Source organism: Bacteroidia bacterium (assembly GCA_025056095.1).
In the GTDB taxonomy this organism is placed as follows: Bacteria; Bacteroidota; Bacteroidia; order JANWVE01; family JANWVE01; genus JANWVE01.
This window is the reverse complement of record JANWVW010000045.1, coordinates 1-15,806: the sequence shown is the minus strand read 5'-3', so window position 1 is coordinate 15,806 and position 15,806 is coordinate 1. Positions and strand designations below refer to the sequence as shown.

Below are 15,806 nucleotides of genomic sequence, written 5' to 3'. Positions count from 1 at the left end.
TAAAAATTAACCTTAACATAATCAAAAACAGACTTAATGTAAAATAAAAACCTTCATCTGCAACCTACAAAAGGGCGTTTTTCTTTATCTCCTCCACTACGCTAGGGTCCAATAAAGTAGAAGTATCCCCAAGATTAGAAGTATCTCCTTCGGCAATTTTACGTAAAATTCGGCGCATAATCTTTCCACTCCTTGTCTTAGGCAGACCACTCACAACTTGAATTTTATCAGGTTTAGCAATAGGTCCTATTTGCTTGCTTACTAAATCCACAATTTCTCTTTTAAGCTCCTCATGGTTCTTATTAGGATTGATATTGACTACATACGCATAAATTCCTTGTCCTTTTATCTCATGCGGATAACCTACCACAGCCGATTCTACAATGTCAGGGTGTTCGTTTATAGCACTTTCTACCTCACCTGTGCCAATCCTATGCCCCGATACGTTAATCACATCATCCACACGCCCCGTAATACGATAATAACCTTTTTCATCTCGCTTAGCTCCATCCCCTGTAAAGTATAAACCTGGATAAGTAGAAAAATAATTTTTAGCATATATCTCATGGTTGCCATAAGTAGTCCTTGCCATACTTGGCACAGGAAAACGAATACATAAATTTCCTTCTATATTGTTCCCTTCAAGAATATTTCCTTTGTCATCTACTATTACAGGTTGAACGCCAGGTAAAGGTAAAGTAGCATAACTGGGTTTTAAGGGAGTAATTCCCGCCAAAGGACTTATCAAAATTCCCCCTGTTTCGGTTTGCCACCAGGTATCTACAATTGGACACTTTTCTTTACCTACATTCTTGTAATACCATTCCCAGGCTTCTTCGTTGATGGGTTCACCTACACTACCTAACACACGCAAGGAACTCAAATCTTTACCTTGTAACCACTCTGTACCTAAGGCTTCTAGTGCCCGAATTGCTGTCGGTGCTGTGTAAAAAATATTTACTTTGTGTTTTTGGATAATATCCCAAAATCTACTCGGAGTAGGATAAGTAGGAATGCCCTCAAACATAAGCGTAATAGCCCCATTGAGTAAAGGTCCATAGGTGAGGTAGGAATGCCCTGTTATCCAGCCAATATCCGCAGTGCAGAAAAAGACTTCATTTTCTTGATATTGAAATACATTTTTGAACGAATAGCCTACATAAACCATATAGCCTGCTTGGGTGTGTAACAAACCTTTGGGCTTACCCGTAGAACCCGAAGTATAAAGAATAAAGAGGGGATCTTCGGCATCCATTATTTCAGGTTCGCAAGTAGTACTTTGATTAGGGACAAGGTCGTTCCAAAGAATATCTCTTTGAGCATCAATAGGAATTTGTGCCTTTGTTCTCGGATAAATGAGTACTTTTTGTACAGTTGTGCATTGGGTTAGGGCTTCATCTACAATTTTTTTCAAAGGGACAATTTTATCGCCCCTGTAGAGTTCATCGGCTGTAATTACTACGCTTGCGCCGCAGTCCTGAATGCGCCCCGCCAAAGATTGTGCAGAAAAACCTGCAAATACCACTGAATGAATAGCCCCAATACGCGCACACGCCAATACGCTCATCAGTAGTTCGGGAATCATTGGCATGTACAAGCAAACTCTATCCCCTTTTTTGACGCCTATACTACGCAGTGCGTTCGCAATTTGATTGACTTTGTGATACAACTCTTGATACGTGTATTTTTGAAAAGGTTCATCTATAAAATTGCTTTCCCAAATGAGCGCAGTTTGATTAGCTCGGGTAGGTAAGTGTCTATCCAAGCAATTTACAGTAATGTTTAGCTTTGCCCCTTCAAACCAAGCTATTTCAGGTTTATGAAAGTCATATCTTAATACCGTGTGCCATTTTTGATACCATTGATAATTCTCTGCCACAGATGCCCAAAATTCTTCGGGATTTTGAATGCTTTTTTGGTAGACTTCTTTGTATTCTTGGAACGAACGGATATCCATGCCGTTAAGATAATATGAATTTTATTGAAGTGCAAAATTGTGCTTTGTGAAAAAATTTTTTATATTTGCAAGAAATGAAAAAATGCATCCTAATCTTTTCACTGCTCATTTCTAACTATGTATTTAATTATGTATTTGCTCAAAGTTTTTCAGAATGGAATTTAGTCCAAGTATTTGGAAACGGCAGCGTGAAAGCAAAGCAGGCTACATACGATATGTATCAAAGGTACATTTACGTTATTGGAGATTTCAAAAATACACTTGTCATAGGCAAAGATACTTTAATTAGCAAGGGAGGGACAGACATCTTTATTGCTAAATTTGATACTTTGCTCAATCCGCAGTGGGCTTTTGGTTTTGGGAGTACCGAAGATGATCATGCAGCAGGTATCAATACCACAGGTCCTGGTTTACTTTTTGTGGCTTTTAATTTTCAAGGTACTTGTACAGTAAAGAGCTATACCTTATCAAGTGCAGGCAGTTTTGATATTGGTTTGATGAGATTGAAGGCAAATGGAGATATTTTAGCTATCAAGCGGCATGGTGGTACTGATGAGGATTGGATAAACGCCATTTCTAAAAATTCATTATTTCAAGGTACGGGATATTTCAAGGGAACTACCCAACTAGGTAGTACTACGCTTAACAGTGCTGGCGGAAAAGATATCTTTGTTTTTACTGCTAATGCTGCATTAGATATAACTATCGCAAGGCGACATGGTGGTACAGGTGATGATGAAGGCTTATGTATCAATAGCATTTATTTTTTTGGCGGATATTTCACCCAAACGGCAAGTATAGATACCTTTACATTAGTCAGTGCAGGGGGTAGAGATGGCTTTATTTATCAAGACTTCTACGGTAAAAGAGTTTTTCATTTCAAAGGCACTGGAGATGATGCTTGTACAGACATTAACGGAGTATACTTTACAGGTCATTTTGAACAAAATATGCAAGTCGTATCTCCAATAACTAATTTTAATCTTGTTGCCAAAGGAAAGAAAGATGTGTTCGTAGGTAAAATAACCGATTTATCTCCTATCTACATTCAGCAAGCAATTGCAGTAGGCAGTAAAGAGGACGATAGTTTAGCCAAACTTCACAGCTTAGGAAATTACGGTGACTATTTGTATTTAAGTTTTATTGCCAAAGATACTGTACATACACCAGATTTTTTATGTGATGTGAACTATCCTAATGCAGTTCTGCTAAATCTTTTTGTAGAAGATGGAGGCATCAATTTCGTAAGACACAGAAAGATATTCAGCGGTTCAAGGTCAGAAATAGTTTCTATCATTCCGACAGCTAAGCATATTCTGTATGTAGCAGGTAACTTTGAAAACAACGTATGGCTCAATTCACCTTACATTCAACCGAACTCTAATGCGTTTTTAGTCAAGGCTACGAATATCAAAAGCATTGCACAAGAGTTAACCTACCTGGATGCCAACAATTACAAAGCACCTATATGGGGGGATGGAATGCTATTTTGGGACAGAGTAGATAGGACACTTTTAGAAATTCCAAAAGATAGCCTTCCCCCTAAAACAGCAGTATTTACAGCAAATCTAATGGTTGGAGGTTTGACAGATGCATCAAAAGTTAAATGTGCAGGTTGGAACTTGTACTATAAACCTTACGAACAAGGACCGATTACAGATCCTAATTTTTATGACTATCAAAAACCTAATGCACTGCGCGTATGGAAGTTCAACCGTGCTGAAATTGAATACCACAAGCAAAACTACAATCAGCCTGGGTATGTTATCCCTGATAACATAAAGTCTTACCCAGGCAATGGAAACCCCAGCTTTGGACAAGCTGCCCAACTTTTACCTTATTTTGATAAAAATAACAACGGCAAGTACGAACCTGAACAAGGCGAGTATCCTATTATCAAAGGTGACCAAGCTATTTGGTCAATTTACTGTGATGATATGCGAAATATGGACACTAGCGCCATGAAAATTGAAGTGCATCAATTAGCTTATGTCTACAACTGCCCTACGGATAGCATTTTACAAAACACATTATTCATGGAGCGAACTATTTACAATCGTTCTAATCAAACTTATTACCAAGTGTTAGTTGGTGATTTTTGCGACCCAGATATAGGGATGGCTTCAGATGATGCTGATGGATGCGACTCTACTTTACACTTAGGCTATGCCTACAACTTTGATAACTTTGATGAAACTTCCGCTGGATATTGGAATTATCCCCCTGCGGTAGGAATTGTTATTTTAGACAGAGATATGTATGCGTATAAAAGCCATTACAAAGATTTCAGTATGTGTACTACACTGCCTATGACTTACCAAGGTGTGTATAATGTGCTTCAAGGAAAGTATACCACAGGTGCCCCCACATATAATAATGGTTCTAATGGATGTCTTAATACTACAGGTTCATATATTACTCGGTATCAATTTTCAGGAGACCCCGAAACGAATACAGGTTGGCTTTTTTATGATGCATTTCCCTCTGGAAGAGATGTTAAGTTTTATATCTCTACGGGCTTTTATCCTGTTTTAGAACCTAACCAATCCATACAGTATAATAGCGCATATATTTTTGCACGTACTCATCAGCTCGGCAAAAATAGAAACAGTGTAACTATACTTAAAAACTATGCTGCAAACATAAGATATCGCTATCAAAATAATTTACTTCAACCCTGTACTCAATATAGTGTAATCACAGATGAGGTTAAGCCGATAGTGTACGAGGTATATCCTAATCCTATCCAAGATATACTCAATGTAGAAATTCATTCGCCTTCTTTGGAGCAGGGTGTTCAAATAACGATAATGGATATGCTCGGCAAGCCTCAATTAACTTATTTTACTACGCAGACTTACTCTACTCTTTCTATGGGTAATTTGTCTAAAGGTTTGTACATCATACAAATACAAGATAAAAAGCAAGTTGTATATACCAAAGTCATTAAGCAGTAAGTAGTTGAAATTTAATGGTTTTTTGGGCGTACCCCTTGCTACGCAAGGTCGGTGTATTCCGCATGTAGCCCACAGTACGCTGCCCTTGTAGGCTTAAGCGCAGCGAAGCGCCCACAAGGGCACGCCCGAAAGAACATAAATTTGCTCAAGCTTTTGAATAAAAATAAGGCATAGAAAACTTGTCAATTTACAATTTCGTCTAGATTAAATTCATCTACGTTCTTTTGAGTGGCTTTTTCCTCACAATCGAGAGTGAAAGTAGGTTCGCCAGGGGGTTTGAGATCTTCAAAACTGCCCAAAACTCTATTTCTGATTGAGGGGTCTTCTGTACATTTTTTGTAAAAAATGGCGAAAGTGGGCGCCGCAGCTTGACCTCCCTGCCCACGGGCATCATTAAAATGAACGCCCCTGCTTTCACAACCAAACCATACTCCAATGGCCAGCTTGGGACTAAAACCAATAAACCAGGCATCAGAGTTTTTTTGAGTAGTTCCTGTTTTTCCGCCTATATCGCCTTTGAGTTGGTATTTGTAGTACGCTCCGCTTGCCGTTCCTGCTACTACCACCTTTTGTAACAATCTGCACATTTTATACGCTACGCTGGGACTAATTGCTTCAATTCTATTTTTTGGATCCTGCTTAGTGAAAGGCGTAGGAATTTCATTTCCGTATCTATCTGTAATTTTAGTGATTAAAATAGGTTCTAAACGAATACCTCTATTGACAAAAGTAGCATACGCATTAGTAAGTTCGAGTAGAGTTAAATCTGTTGTTCCTAGGGCTAAGGAGAGTACACGTTCCAGTTTTGTGTTAATTCCCATATTTTCTGCCAATGTGGCTACGTTATTGGGGGAATTTAGTCCACCTAAACGCTCATACATAATACGGGCAGTAACAGTATTGATAGAGTTTTTAAGAGCTACCCAAAAGGGGGTCATACCTCTAAATTTGCCATCGGCATTTTTGGGCGCCCAAATCATGACTACGGTATCTTTGTTGTTAATTCTTTGTTTATCAAATGCTTGATAAGGAGCATCTAAAAACTCCTCACAAGGATCAACACCGTTGATGATAGCCGCAGCATAAACAAAAGGCTTAAAGGCTGAACCTACTTGCCGCTTACCATTAGCTACTTGGTCGTACTTGTAGTATTGGTGTCCTATATTTCCCACCCAAGCCCGTACTTGGCGCGTACTGGGTTCAATGGCTACCAAAGCAGAATGTAGTATTTTAGCCATGTATTTGACTGAATCCCAAGGGGTTTTGTTGTAAATGTATTTTGTACCTGGCACAATCTTGCCTTTCTTATCTTTGATCCAAGCAAAAACTTCAATGGAGTCTAATCGTTGTGAAAAAGCTTTGCGGATTTCACTCTCAGTAGCACCTGCGGCTTTCATGGCTTTATATCGTTCAGAATAAATAAATCCTTCGTAAATAGGTAAAGTGTCTAGTTCTGATATGGGTCTAAATTTTTTGTTCCATGGTTCATTTGGACTGTTTTCAGGCATGTATTGGTCAAACTGCTTTTGCATGTAAAATAGGTGTTCATATACTGCTTCTTCGGCATATTGCTGCATTTTGCTGTTTATAGTAGTATAGATTTTTAGCCCATCGTGATAGAGATTGTAGCCATTTTCTTTTGCCCATTTTTTAAGGACTTTATCTCGGAGGTGTTCCCTAAAATAGGCTGCCAAACCTTCATTGTGGTCCTCGACAGAGAATCGTAAATGAGTAGGTTTTTTCTTTATTTTTTCTGCTTCACTTTTATCAATTAAGTTGTATTTAACTAGCTGGTTGATAACTACATTCCTGCGTTCTAGTGCTCTATTACCATACCGAAAAGGGTTGTAATAAGAAGTACCTTTGAGAATACCTACTAAAAGGGCTGCTTCATCTAGCTGCAAGTATTTGGGATGCTTGCTGAAATACATTTTAGAAGCCGAGTGAATTCCATAAGTAGTTCCTCCCCAAGGTACAGTGTTCAGGTATAGAGTAATAATTTCCTTTTTAGTGAAATTGCGTTCAATATACAATGCGCAGACGATTTCTTTGATTTTTCGTTTAATGCTGCGTTCTTGTCCTACTTCTTCGTCGTATAAATTTCTGGCTAATTGCATAGTGATAGTACTTGCCCCTTGCTTGCTTCCTCCTCGTATATTGTTGAGCAAGGCTCTTAGCAAACCTCTCAAACTAATTCCTGAATGTTCATAAAAAGTAATATCCTCCGTAGCTAACAAAGCAGTAATTACATAAGGTGAGATTTCTTCGTAGGTTACAGGTACGCGATTTTGGTCAAAGTATTTACCTAAGATTACTCCATCTTCACTATAAACGATAGAAGCCTCCATAGGTTTTTTATCATCTAATGCCCTGAATGAAGGCAGCATGCTTTTACCGATAAAGAACAGCGTTACAAAGCTTGTCCAAAACAGTGTAAAGCTTATCCAAATTATTCTTTTGAGCCACAGTAAATTTCTTTGACCTGAATTCATAGCACAAAAGTAAGACTATTTTAGCGATGTGAGAGATTAAATTTTTTGCGTGAGGCATGCGAAGGGCGTGCGTCAGCACGGTGCGAAGCGCAGCGAAGCACCGAAGCGATAGCGTAGCCCGAAGCACGCCGACCTTGTGGGCATGAGCGCAGCGAAATGCCCACAAGGGCACGCCCAAAATAAAACTAAACAGAAAAACATAAAATATGCTTATATTCTGACAAAGCAGTAATAAAACGTTGTACTGTTGTTTCTAAATCTTGTTCACTTTCTCCGCCTGCGGCATTGAAGTGTCCACCGCCCTTGAAATACTTTGCTGCAAACTCATTTGCAGGAAAATTGCCCATAGAACGAAAGCTTAACTTAACTTTTACTGTCCTGTCAATAATCAAAGCGGCAAAAATAACTCCCTCAATACTCAAAGCATAATTGACTAAACCTTCTGTTTCGCCTGTTTGAATATTAAACCTTTCAAGCTCTTCACGGCTAACTACAATATAAGCAGTACGATATTGAGGTAAAAGAAATAACTTGTTAGATAAACAATAACCTATGAACTGTAACCTACTAAGCGAAGAATTACTGTACAACATTTCTTGCACAACATGATGCTTCATACCTGTTTCCATGAGTTTGGCTACAATTCTGTGTAGATGCGGTGTAGTAGCAGGATATCTGAATGAACCTGTATCAGTTACAATTCCTGTGTATAAACAAGTGGCAATAGTAGCATCTATTTTGTCTGTATCTTCAAGAGTTTCAATGAAATGATAGACGAGTTGACAAGTAGCTGCGGCATGCTCATCCCATAGTTGGTAATGACTAAAAGGTTGCGGGTCAATATGGTGGTCTATTAGGACCTTAGTTGCTGCAGATTGGGCAATGATACTGCCCATTTCATTTACTCGTGAGAGCTGTCCATAGTCCAAACAAAAGATAAAATCAGCTTGCGCTAATAACTTTCTACCTTGTTCGGGATTGTCTTCAAAGAAGAAAACTTCGTCATGCCCTGGTAAAAAGTGAAGGTACTTTCCTCCATCATTAGGAGGCATAACGATAACTTTATGATGATACTTTTTAAGGTAGTGAAATAGTCCTAAGCTACTGCCCATTGCATCGCCATCAGGTTTGTGATGCGTAGTGATGACTATGTTGCAAGGTTGTCCTTTTATTTTTTCAGCAATTTTGTGAACGTTATTTATTGCAACAGAAGAAAGCATGAAACTTAAACGCTTTTTTAGTTAATTTAGGTGCAAAAATAGATAAAATACGTATTTTTGCTTATGCGAAGAAAATGGGTATATGTTTTAGTTTGGTTATACAGCAGTTTTTTGTACGGACAAGGTCCTTTTTTAGCAGGAGTAGGATTTAATTTTATTCCTGTTTCAAATAGAGATAAAGTTCCGAGTAATGTAAGCGTCAATGTACGATACATGCTAGAAACAGGAATAGTTACAAGTGAGGAAGGACTGCTTACTTTACGCATGCAGTATTTGAATACCAACTATTTTTTAGAGCAAGCATTTAGGTTTAAAAATCCTGGCTATGAAGCTTACAAAGCTGTTGCACAGCTAGATGCATTAGAATTAGCATTTGGGGGTAGAATATTTAGTTTAGAACGCAATAAGGAAGCACCTTATGGGGGGTATTTGCAATTTGAATGTTCACACATTTGGTATAAGGGCAAATATGTTTCACGCCATCCTGCTATTATTGCTTATAATCTACCTGATTTGTCTCAAAATACTATCCCACTTGGAAATACTTACAAGAATGGACAAAGAATATTCTCTTCTACTGTATGGGGATTCAATATAGGAATAGGTTACCATTTGAGACTAAATGATAACTTTATTTTAGACATTGGCTGTGCAAATGGGTACATCATAAGAGATATAACTGTTAATCAAACGGAAAAAAACTCTGAAGAGGTAGCTAATACTGCGGCAGCAAGGCGATTGTTCAACATATACTTTTTGACCTTACATGCAGGTCTCAAATTTAAGTGGAAAAGGTAGACCATGTTTATTTTTTGTGAGAAATTGAGAGTTTTTATAGTTGGCATGAAGGGTTTGGCTTGTTTTTTGGCGAGACTTGCGAAGCAGGTCGCCAAAAAGCTTTTCTTACTACATTTTAACTAACTTATGTACCAAAATTTCTCTACCTTGTGCAATGTGAATGTAGTATATTCCTTTTGCCCAAGTATATGTCGGTATACGCCAAATGTTTTTGCCTGAATTTGTCAAAGGTTCTAAGAAAAATACTTGTTTACCTAACACATCAAAAACTTTGACTTGGACAGGGACATCGCAAGTAGTGTGGCACTCTATCACAGCTTCATCTGAAGTAGGGTTAGGATAAAGAAAACTGCTTAAATTCGTGTATTGAGTGTAGATTTCAACAATGTTGGAGTATCTAACTTTGCCTTTTTTATCTGCCATCTGTAAGCGGTAAAGATTTCTACCTTGATAAGGGTTTGTGTCTAGGGCTTCAAGAGGTTGTTGGCAAGAAACTTCAGCAATGGGTGTGAAAGTACCATTTTGGCTGCGTTCTAAAATGAATTTAACATATACGCTTTCAGGATTATGCCACTGCAAAAAAACTTGACCATTTTCGTATTTAGCTTTGAGCACATTCGTCATGACTGGTAGGGTAGTTGTACAGAATTCTACTGCACTTATAGGGGCTATATAGTTATATAAGACTGCTCCGTCGTTGCCGGGTGCAGCGCCGCCTGGTGTTCCATCACAAGATGCTGGAGCAGAAGGACCTCTTATGCCATTGAGTCCCCCACTAACGTTTGTAGTTAGTAAAGGATAAAGGGCTGGGGCAGATATCCATATAGCTCCCCCTCCACCACCACCTCCAGCGCCAAAGCAGTTCACATCGCCCCAACTAGCGTTGCTGCCTTTACCTCCTCTTACAGTAGCATGAGTAGTAGAGATTACGTTATTAACGTCTAGTATTATTACTCCGCCTGCACCTCCACCACCCCCTCCATCGCTCAACGCTCCGGGGGTTCCTTCGCCAAACCCTGATGCAGCAGCAGGATAAAAGTGTCTTCCATCTGCAATGATATAATTGTTATTACCATCTATAGCATTAGCACGAATGATGATGATGCCTCCACCATCTCCACCTGCTGTGCTTTGAAGGTTGTTTCCATGTCCTGCACCACCACCTCCGCCCATAAAAATACGATTATTAGCAGCGCTGTATCCATAACTACTTAATGAAATTCCTCCCACACCAGGTACATTCCCGAAACAAGTAAAAGGAGAATGATTAGTTCTATTACCTCCTATACCTCCTGCTCCATAATTTCCACCACCTCCACCACCTGCATTGTGGTTATTTCCTCCTCCCCCACCGTTGATTTGCTTACCTCGCGCAAAACAACCTGCGGTAGTGGTATCTGCAATACCTTCGCCTTTCATCGCACCATGATTATTGCCTCCGCTTGCTGCAAAGCTAATTACATATCCCGTATAAGCTCCCCCATTGGGGCAAGTATACGCAGGTAAGGTCCAATTTCGATACTGCCCACCTTTGAAACCCTTTGCCCATACGGTAATAGTATCATTTAAAGTAAGTGTACCCGTAGCTTCCAAAACTAGTACCCCCCCTGTAGCGCCGTTCCAACTTTGGCAAGTAAGGTTGTCTGTAACCACAGGATTTGTGTATTGAGGTACTTTGATGACTTGAAGCCTATTGTTACCCCCTGCATTATAGCTGTTCAGTAAAGTATATTTGAGAACGATATCATTTCCACTAATAGAGCAAATATTATTGAACTCATATAAACCTGCACCGTTAATAGCTGTAATATCGCCATAGCTGGCAGTATTTGTATTATTATACGATGCACCTTTCATTTGAATGATTAAAACTCGATCATCTACATTTAAGCCTGCCGCATTAGTTAGAGTTATACTATTAGCAGGAATGTTAATAGCTGTTGCTTCGTAGTATTCGTTAATAATCCCTGAAATATTCTGGGAAAAAACCGAAGAAACAAGAGCAAAGTAACATAAAATATAAAATATTCTCATAAGCACAGAAAGTTTAGTTCTAATTCTTTCACAAATATAAGCAATTTTTTGGAACTAAATTAAATTTTTGGTAAAACGAATAATAAGTTTTATTTTTGCAGTATGCGTAGGTATCTTTTGATAGCGTTTATATTAGGTCTTGTTTCCATGGGCTTTATGATGTACAAGACTTCAGGTATAGACGATAAGCCCCTTGTGCGATGGTATGACTTTAATGAAGGACTAAAGGTAGCCAAAGAGCAAAATAAACATATCATGATAGATGTTTATACAGAGTGGTGCGGATGGTGCAAAAAATTAGATAAAATCACCTATAGAGATAAAGAAGTAGTAGAAATTCTAGAAAAGGACTTTATTGCTATCAAATTAGACCCAGAACTGCCTAACGTATACTATGACTATGCAGGTAAACAATATACAGGCAAACAATTAGAACGTAAATTCAAAATAAAAGGATATCCCACAATTATTTTCATGCGCCCTGATGGCTCTGTAATTGATATAGTTGAAGGCTATTTTACTCCTGCTGAAATGGTAGAAACCCTCAAAATTATACTTAAAAAGTAATAGCCATGCTCAACGAACGAAAAAAAAGAATTTTATCTAATATAATACACTACTACATTCAAACTTGTACGCCCGTATCTTCGCAAGTAATAGCTCAAAAAGTACCTTTAAGCCCTGCATCTATTCGCAACGAAATGGCACAACTGCAGTCTATTGGGCTGATTTATGTACCTCATACGTCTTCGGGGCGCGTTCCTACTACTGAGGGTTATCAATTTTACGTACAGGAAATTATGCCCTGCGACTACGCCCTCTCCGAAGTGGAAATGCAACTTATTCGTCAGTCTATACAAAATATTCTTCAAGACTTCTCCCAAATTAAAACTTTCTTAACTGTCTTAGCCAAACTAACAAACTTAGTCAGCTTTGGTGTCAAGCCATTTTCTATCAATCCAACACTGCTTAAAATAGACTTCGTAAAAATAACAGAGCACAGCATTCGGTTAATTTTAACACTAGATACTACGGTTAAATCTCGTATTATCAAAGTAGATGAAGCTATACCTGACGAAAAGCTTAATCAAATCTCACAGTTTTTTAACCAACACTTCGGAGGATTAGAAATACAAAAAATACGCTACCATATCCAACAATTAGAAAGATACATAGAAAAAGAAGAGTATGCACTGATAGAGATGTTATTACTCAACAACCTATACCAAATTCAAGAAAATGATGAAATCGAGATTGTATACGAAGGATTAGACAAAGTAATCACTCAACCTGAATTTAAGTCTGCCCAATATTTACACGAACTTATCCAAACGCTTGAAGCAGAAGAGCAAATTAAACAAGTACTACATAGCAGTAACACAAATTTGAGCATCTCGGTTGGAATAAATCCCCGCACAGAAGAAAAATTCAGTATGATACAAGCAACGTATTACCTTAAAAAAAATATAAAAGGATACATTGGCTTCATAGGTCCACAACGAATGGACTACCCCAAACTTTATGCAATTGCTAATTATACCCTCAAAGAGCTAAACGCGAATACCCTTTAAAACTCAAAAGCAAAGTCGCTTGAATCTAAAAATTTGTTTGTTAAACTGGTATAGAGATTAAAACTAAACACAAGACTCGGTTTCAGACCAGAATCAAGCGGATCGTTTTTCGAGCGGTCAGGAAGGTAAGACAGATTTAAAGTTCTGCCCCAAAGCAAGCCTGCTTCTAGAGAAAGCCGCACGTGCTTATTAGGTTTCCAATTCCAAATTAAACTGTTTTTGATATGACTGTATATGTATTGTAAGCGTTCTTTACTTTTGACTAAAATAGTATCCCGTACACCTCCATTATATCCCCCTGGTGTAATGAGTAAACTTAAATTGTGGTAGGAATTGAGCTTGTAAGTTACTTGCGCTTGAACAGGCAGAATTACAGTCAAAGTAGTGTTGGATAAAATTTTTTTGTTCATGCCCCAAACAGGTGCAATTAGAAAAGGAATAGAACTATTGCTGTACACGGCAGCCAAACCATAGAACTTTTGATGATATAGTCCTTTAATTTTAACACGTAAAACTGCTACTGTACCGTATGGTTTAGGGTTACGAAATGTGGAAGGACTTTCTGTAATTCCCCCTCCAAAAGCATACAACCACATTTTACTACGTAAGCCCGCATGTAAACCTGCTATGGCAAAAGATGCAGTGTACAAGTTGTGCTGCGGTTCAAACGGTGTGTTTTGAGTATTGTGTACTTGTCTTATCCCTGTGTTTAAGGTCAAAAAATACTGCCTAACTGTAATATCCAATTCTTTCCAACTAGCTTCTATTCTACCTTTGAGGGGTATAATCAGTTGAGCATTGTATCTATTAAAACCTACTTTACCCGTAGTATCTTTCAGCTCTGCAGAGGGAATATATTCGGCACGAATGTTCAAGCCTGTTCTAAAAAAACGGCTAATATCTATGCCTTGTGCATAGGTGAGCAAGTTCAGCACCCATAGTGTGTAAAGCAAATGTGCCAATTTCATATAACAAATAAATAAATTACGTTTGTACTTATCAACAATCAATCTAGTTTTTTAACCCTTAGCTTTTGCCCTGGTTGTATACGTTCAGGGCGAATATTGGGATTGAGTTCTTTAAGTTCGGCAGGGGTCAAGCCGTGTTTGCGAGCAATATCATTAAACTTATCTCCAGGTTTTACTCTGTAATAAATACGCTGATTAAGCACTTGATTGGGGTCTTTGGTTTTGCTACTTTTATCTTTGCTTTCATCCGATTCAGAAGAAACAACTTTTTGTTTTTTAGGCTTTGGACTGTTATTTTGTTCAGGTCTATTAGGGTCAAGAGTTTTAGTGATAGGTACGTCACTTAGCAAAGTGTCTTTTACACTTACGTTATGCAATGAAGGTACTTCACCTTCGTCAAAAATTAAAAAGCGAATATTGACCAACAGAAACAAAATAAAAATTCCAACTAAAACATAAGGTGCTGCTTTAAGTAGAGTTATTTCACCTATTACTTTTACCTGACTGATACGATGAAGCTTATCTAACCACTGTTTTCTATTCTTGTGTTCTTCATGGCTCAATGTAGCCGTATTTTGCACCTGATTTTCTTGATTATCAGAGGTTGTTTCATCTTTGAATCTAAAAACAGACAGTGAATCCTCGTTCAGCTTATTTCTTTTTTGAATCTGCTCCTCTAACCAAGATTTTTTATAGTAATCATCGTGTTGAGTAGAATTTTTTTCGTTGTCCATAAGCAAAAATAAAAAATTCACTGTTGATTGATTTGACTATATTTATTCAAATTGACAGGATCTAAGCGGCTCATTTTTTCCAAAAATGCAGATTTCATAGACGCATCTGCACCTCGCATGATATTAACTAATTCCATTTGCTTAGCATCTAAAAACACAGCTACAATATAAAGCCCAGGGAAGCGTAGGTTAATGTTGTAAAATCTATCTATACAAGACATGATATACTCTCGCCCTGCATTTATTCCTTTGTCTGCCATGATGTCTAAACCTTTTAGATGATATTCGTATATTCCGATGCGTAAGTCTTTATTAGCGTTATCCAATAGCTGTGTAACCAACCAAAAACGTGTCTGACGGGCAATATCGTCTGTGGCTTTCCACCCTTTACCTACACCTGCTGATTGACAGTAATCTACAATAGCTCTAGCTTTGTTGTACATGCTTGTGCCGCCTAATTCAGAAAAACTATCTCTATCCATACCCAAAGCCAAATATACGTAGTATCCCACTATAGCTGTAATCTCCATAACAAACGCATTTTCGTTAAAATCCAAGTTTTGTCCTTGTATATAGTCAAAGGAAACGTATTTATCTCTCACACTCAAAAGAGTGGTAGTGTAAGTGCTATTAAATACAGGTCGGGAAGCAACAAAAACTAATTCTTTGCACTCAAAGCGATTATTTTCGTAGCGGTCTATCAAAAATTGGAATGTGCATCGTACCCTCTCTATCGGTTTGTAGTTGTCGTTTGTCCATTTGCGTGTATTTGTAAATTCCCGGATAGCTCTATCCAGTTGCTCTAATGCAGCTTTTTCCGTAGGAGGTGCGTTAGGAAAATTGAATTGGAATTCACAAAATACTTCCTGTCCTTGACTATATACACTTATCCATGCATAACACACTGCGGCGTATATCCAGCTTTTTGCATGCATATTCATCACAAAATTAATTTTTTTATACTCTAAATACAAAGTTTAATAAGGAATTATTTATTCTTTTGGGCGTGCCCTTGCCCACACTTCGCTTGCGCTTGTGTGGGCAAGGTCGGCGTGCTACGGGCTACGCTAACGCT

Annotated in this window: 13 protein-coding genes; 4 read left to right on the top strand and 9 right to left on the bottom strand. The window is 38.2% G+C overall.

Going from position 1 to position 15,806, the window contains the following annotated elements; all coding sequences use genetic code 11:
* Positions 1 to 64: 64 nt before the first annotated feature.
* The gene (gene acs, locus NZ519_05455) at positions 65 to 1,957 is read right to left on the bottom strand and encodes an acetate--CoA ligase (protein ID MCS7028194.1); all 1,893 of its coding nucleotides are present in this window, start codon (positions 1,955 to 1,957) and stop codon (positions 65 to 67) included.
* A 74-nt stretch (positions 1,958 to 2,031) separates the two neighbouring features.
* Between acs and NZ519_05450 the strand changes: the two genes are divergently transcribed.
* Positions 2,032 to 4,914, top strand: coding sequence for a T9SS type A sorting domain-containing protein (locus NZ519_05450; GenBank protein ID MCS7028193.1), 2,883 nt, complete (start codon positions 2,032 to 2,034; stop codon positions 4,912 to 4,914).
* Here the strand turns inward: NZ519_05450 and NZ519_05445 are convergent.
* The 4 genes from NZ519_05445 to NZ519_05430 all read right to left on the bottom strand — a co-directional run bounded on the left by NZ519_05445 (position 4,904) and on the right by NZ519_05430 (position 8,626).
* On the bottom strand, positions 4,904 to 5,029 hold the full coding sequence (locus NZ519_05445; GenBank protein MCS7028192.1) for a hypothetical protein: 126 nt from the start codon (positions 5,027 to 5,029) through the stop codon (positions 4,904 to 4,906). The two genes, NZ519_05450 and NZ519_05445, sit on opposite strands and share 11 nt — an antisense overlap.
* A gap of 67 nt (positions 5,030 to 5,096) precedes the next feature.
* Entirely contained in the window at positions 5,097 to 7,406 is a 2,310-nt protein-coding gene (locus NZ519_05440; protein MCS7028191.1) for a transglycosylase domain-containing protein, read from the bottom strand.
* A 20-nt stretch (positions 7,407 to 7,426) separates the two neighbouring features.
* The gene (locus tag NZ519_05435) at positions 7,427 to 7,570 is read right to left on the bottom strand and encodes a hypothetical protein (GenBank protein ID MCS7028190.1); all 144 of its coding nucleotides are present in this window, start codon (positions 7,568 to 7,570) and stop codon (positions 7,427 to 7,429) included.
* A 21-nt stretch (positions 7,571 to 7,591) separates the two neighbouring features.
* A complete protein-coding gene (locus NZ519_05430; protein ID MCS7028189.1) occupies positions 7,592 to 8,626 on the bottom strand; it encodes a bifunctional oligoribonuclease/PAP phosphatase NrnA in 1,035 nt (344 codons plus the stop codon).
* A gap of 63 nt (positions 8,627 to 8,689) precedes the next feature.
* Between NZ519_05430 and NZ519_05425 the strand changes: the two genes are divergently transcribed.
* Complete coding sequence (locus NZ519_05425; GenBank protein ID MCS7028188.1) at positions 8,690 to 9,424, top strand: hypothetical protein; 735 nt, start codon at positions 8,690 to 8,692, stop codon at positions 9,422 to 9,424.
* A 108-nt stretch (positions 9,425 to 9,532) separates the two neighbouring features.
* Here the strand turns inward: NZ519_05425 and NZ519_05420 are convergent, their stop codons facing one another.
* On the bottom strand, positions 9,533 to 11,458 hold the full coding sequence (locus NZ519_05420) for a T9SS type A sorting domain-containing protein (GenBank protein MCS7028187.1): 1,926 nt from the start codon (positions 11,456 to 11,458) through the stop codon (positions 9,533 to 9,535).
* A gap of 102 nt (positions 11,459 to 11,560) precedes the next feature.
* On the opposite strand from NZ519_05420, the gene NZ519_05415 reads away from it, so the two are divergent.
* Together NZ519_05415 and hrcA are read left to right on the top strand one after the other, a co-directional pair.
* A complete protein-coding gene (locus NZ519_05415) occupies positions 11,561 to 12,025 on the top strand; it encodes a DUF255 domain-containing protein (GenBank protein ID MCS7028186.1) in 465 nt (154 codons plus the stop codon).
* Positions 12,026 to 12,030: 5 nt separating this feature from the next.
* Complete coding sequence (hrcA, locus tag NZ519_05410) at positions 12,031 to 13,029, top strand: heat-inducible transcriptional repressor HrcA (GenBank protein ID MCS7028185.1); 999 nt, start codon at positions 12,031 to 12,033, stop codon at positions 13,027 to 13,029.
* Here hrcA and NZ519_05405 read toward each other — a convergent pair.
* Genes NZ519_05405 through NZ519_05395 form a run of 3 tightly spaced genes read right to left on the bottom strand, consistent with a single transcriptional unit; the run spans position 13,026 to position 15,666 of the window.
* Complete coding sequence (locus tag NZ519_05405) at positions 13,026 to 13,997, bottom strand: DUF6268 family outer membrane beta-barrel protein (protein ID MCS7028184.1); 972 nt, start codon at positions 13,995 to 13,997, stop codon at positions 13,026 to 13,028. The genes hrcA and NZ519_05405 overlap by 4 nt on opposite strands.
* A 38-nt stretch (positions 13,998 to 14,035) precedes the next feature.
* Entirely contained in the window at positions 14,036 to 14,731 is a 696-nt protein-coding gene (locus NZ519_05400) for a LysM peptidoglycan-binding domain-containing protein (GenBank protein MCS7028183.1), read from the bottom strand.
* A 17-nt stretch (positions 14,732 to 14,748) separates the two neighbouring features.
* Positions 14,749 to 15,666, bottom strand: a complete 918-nt coding sequence (locus NZ519_05395; GenBank protein ID MCS7028182.1) for a DUF4835 family protein — start codon at positions 15,664 to 15,666, stop codon at positions 14,749 to 14,751.
* Positions 15,667 to 15,806: the final 140 nt, after the last annotated feature.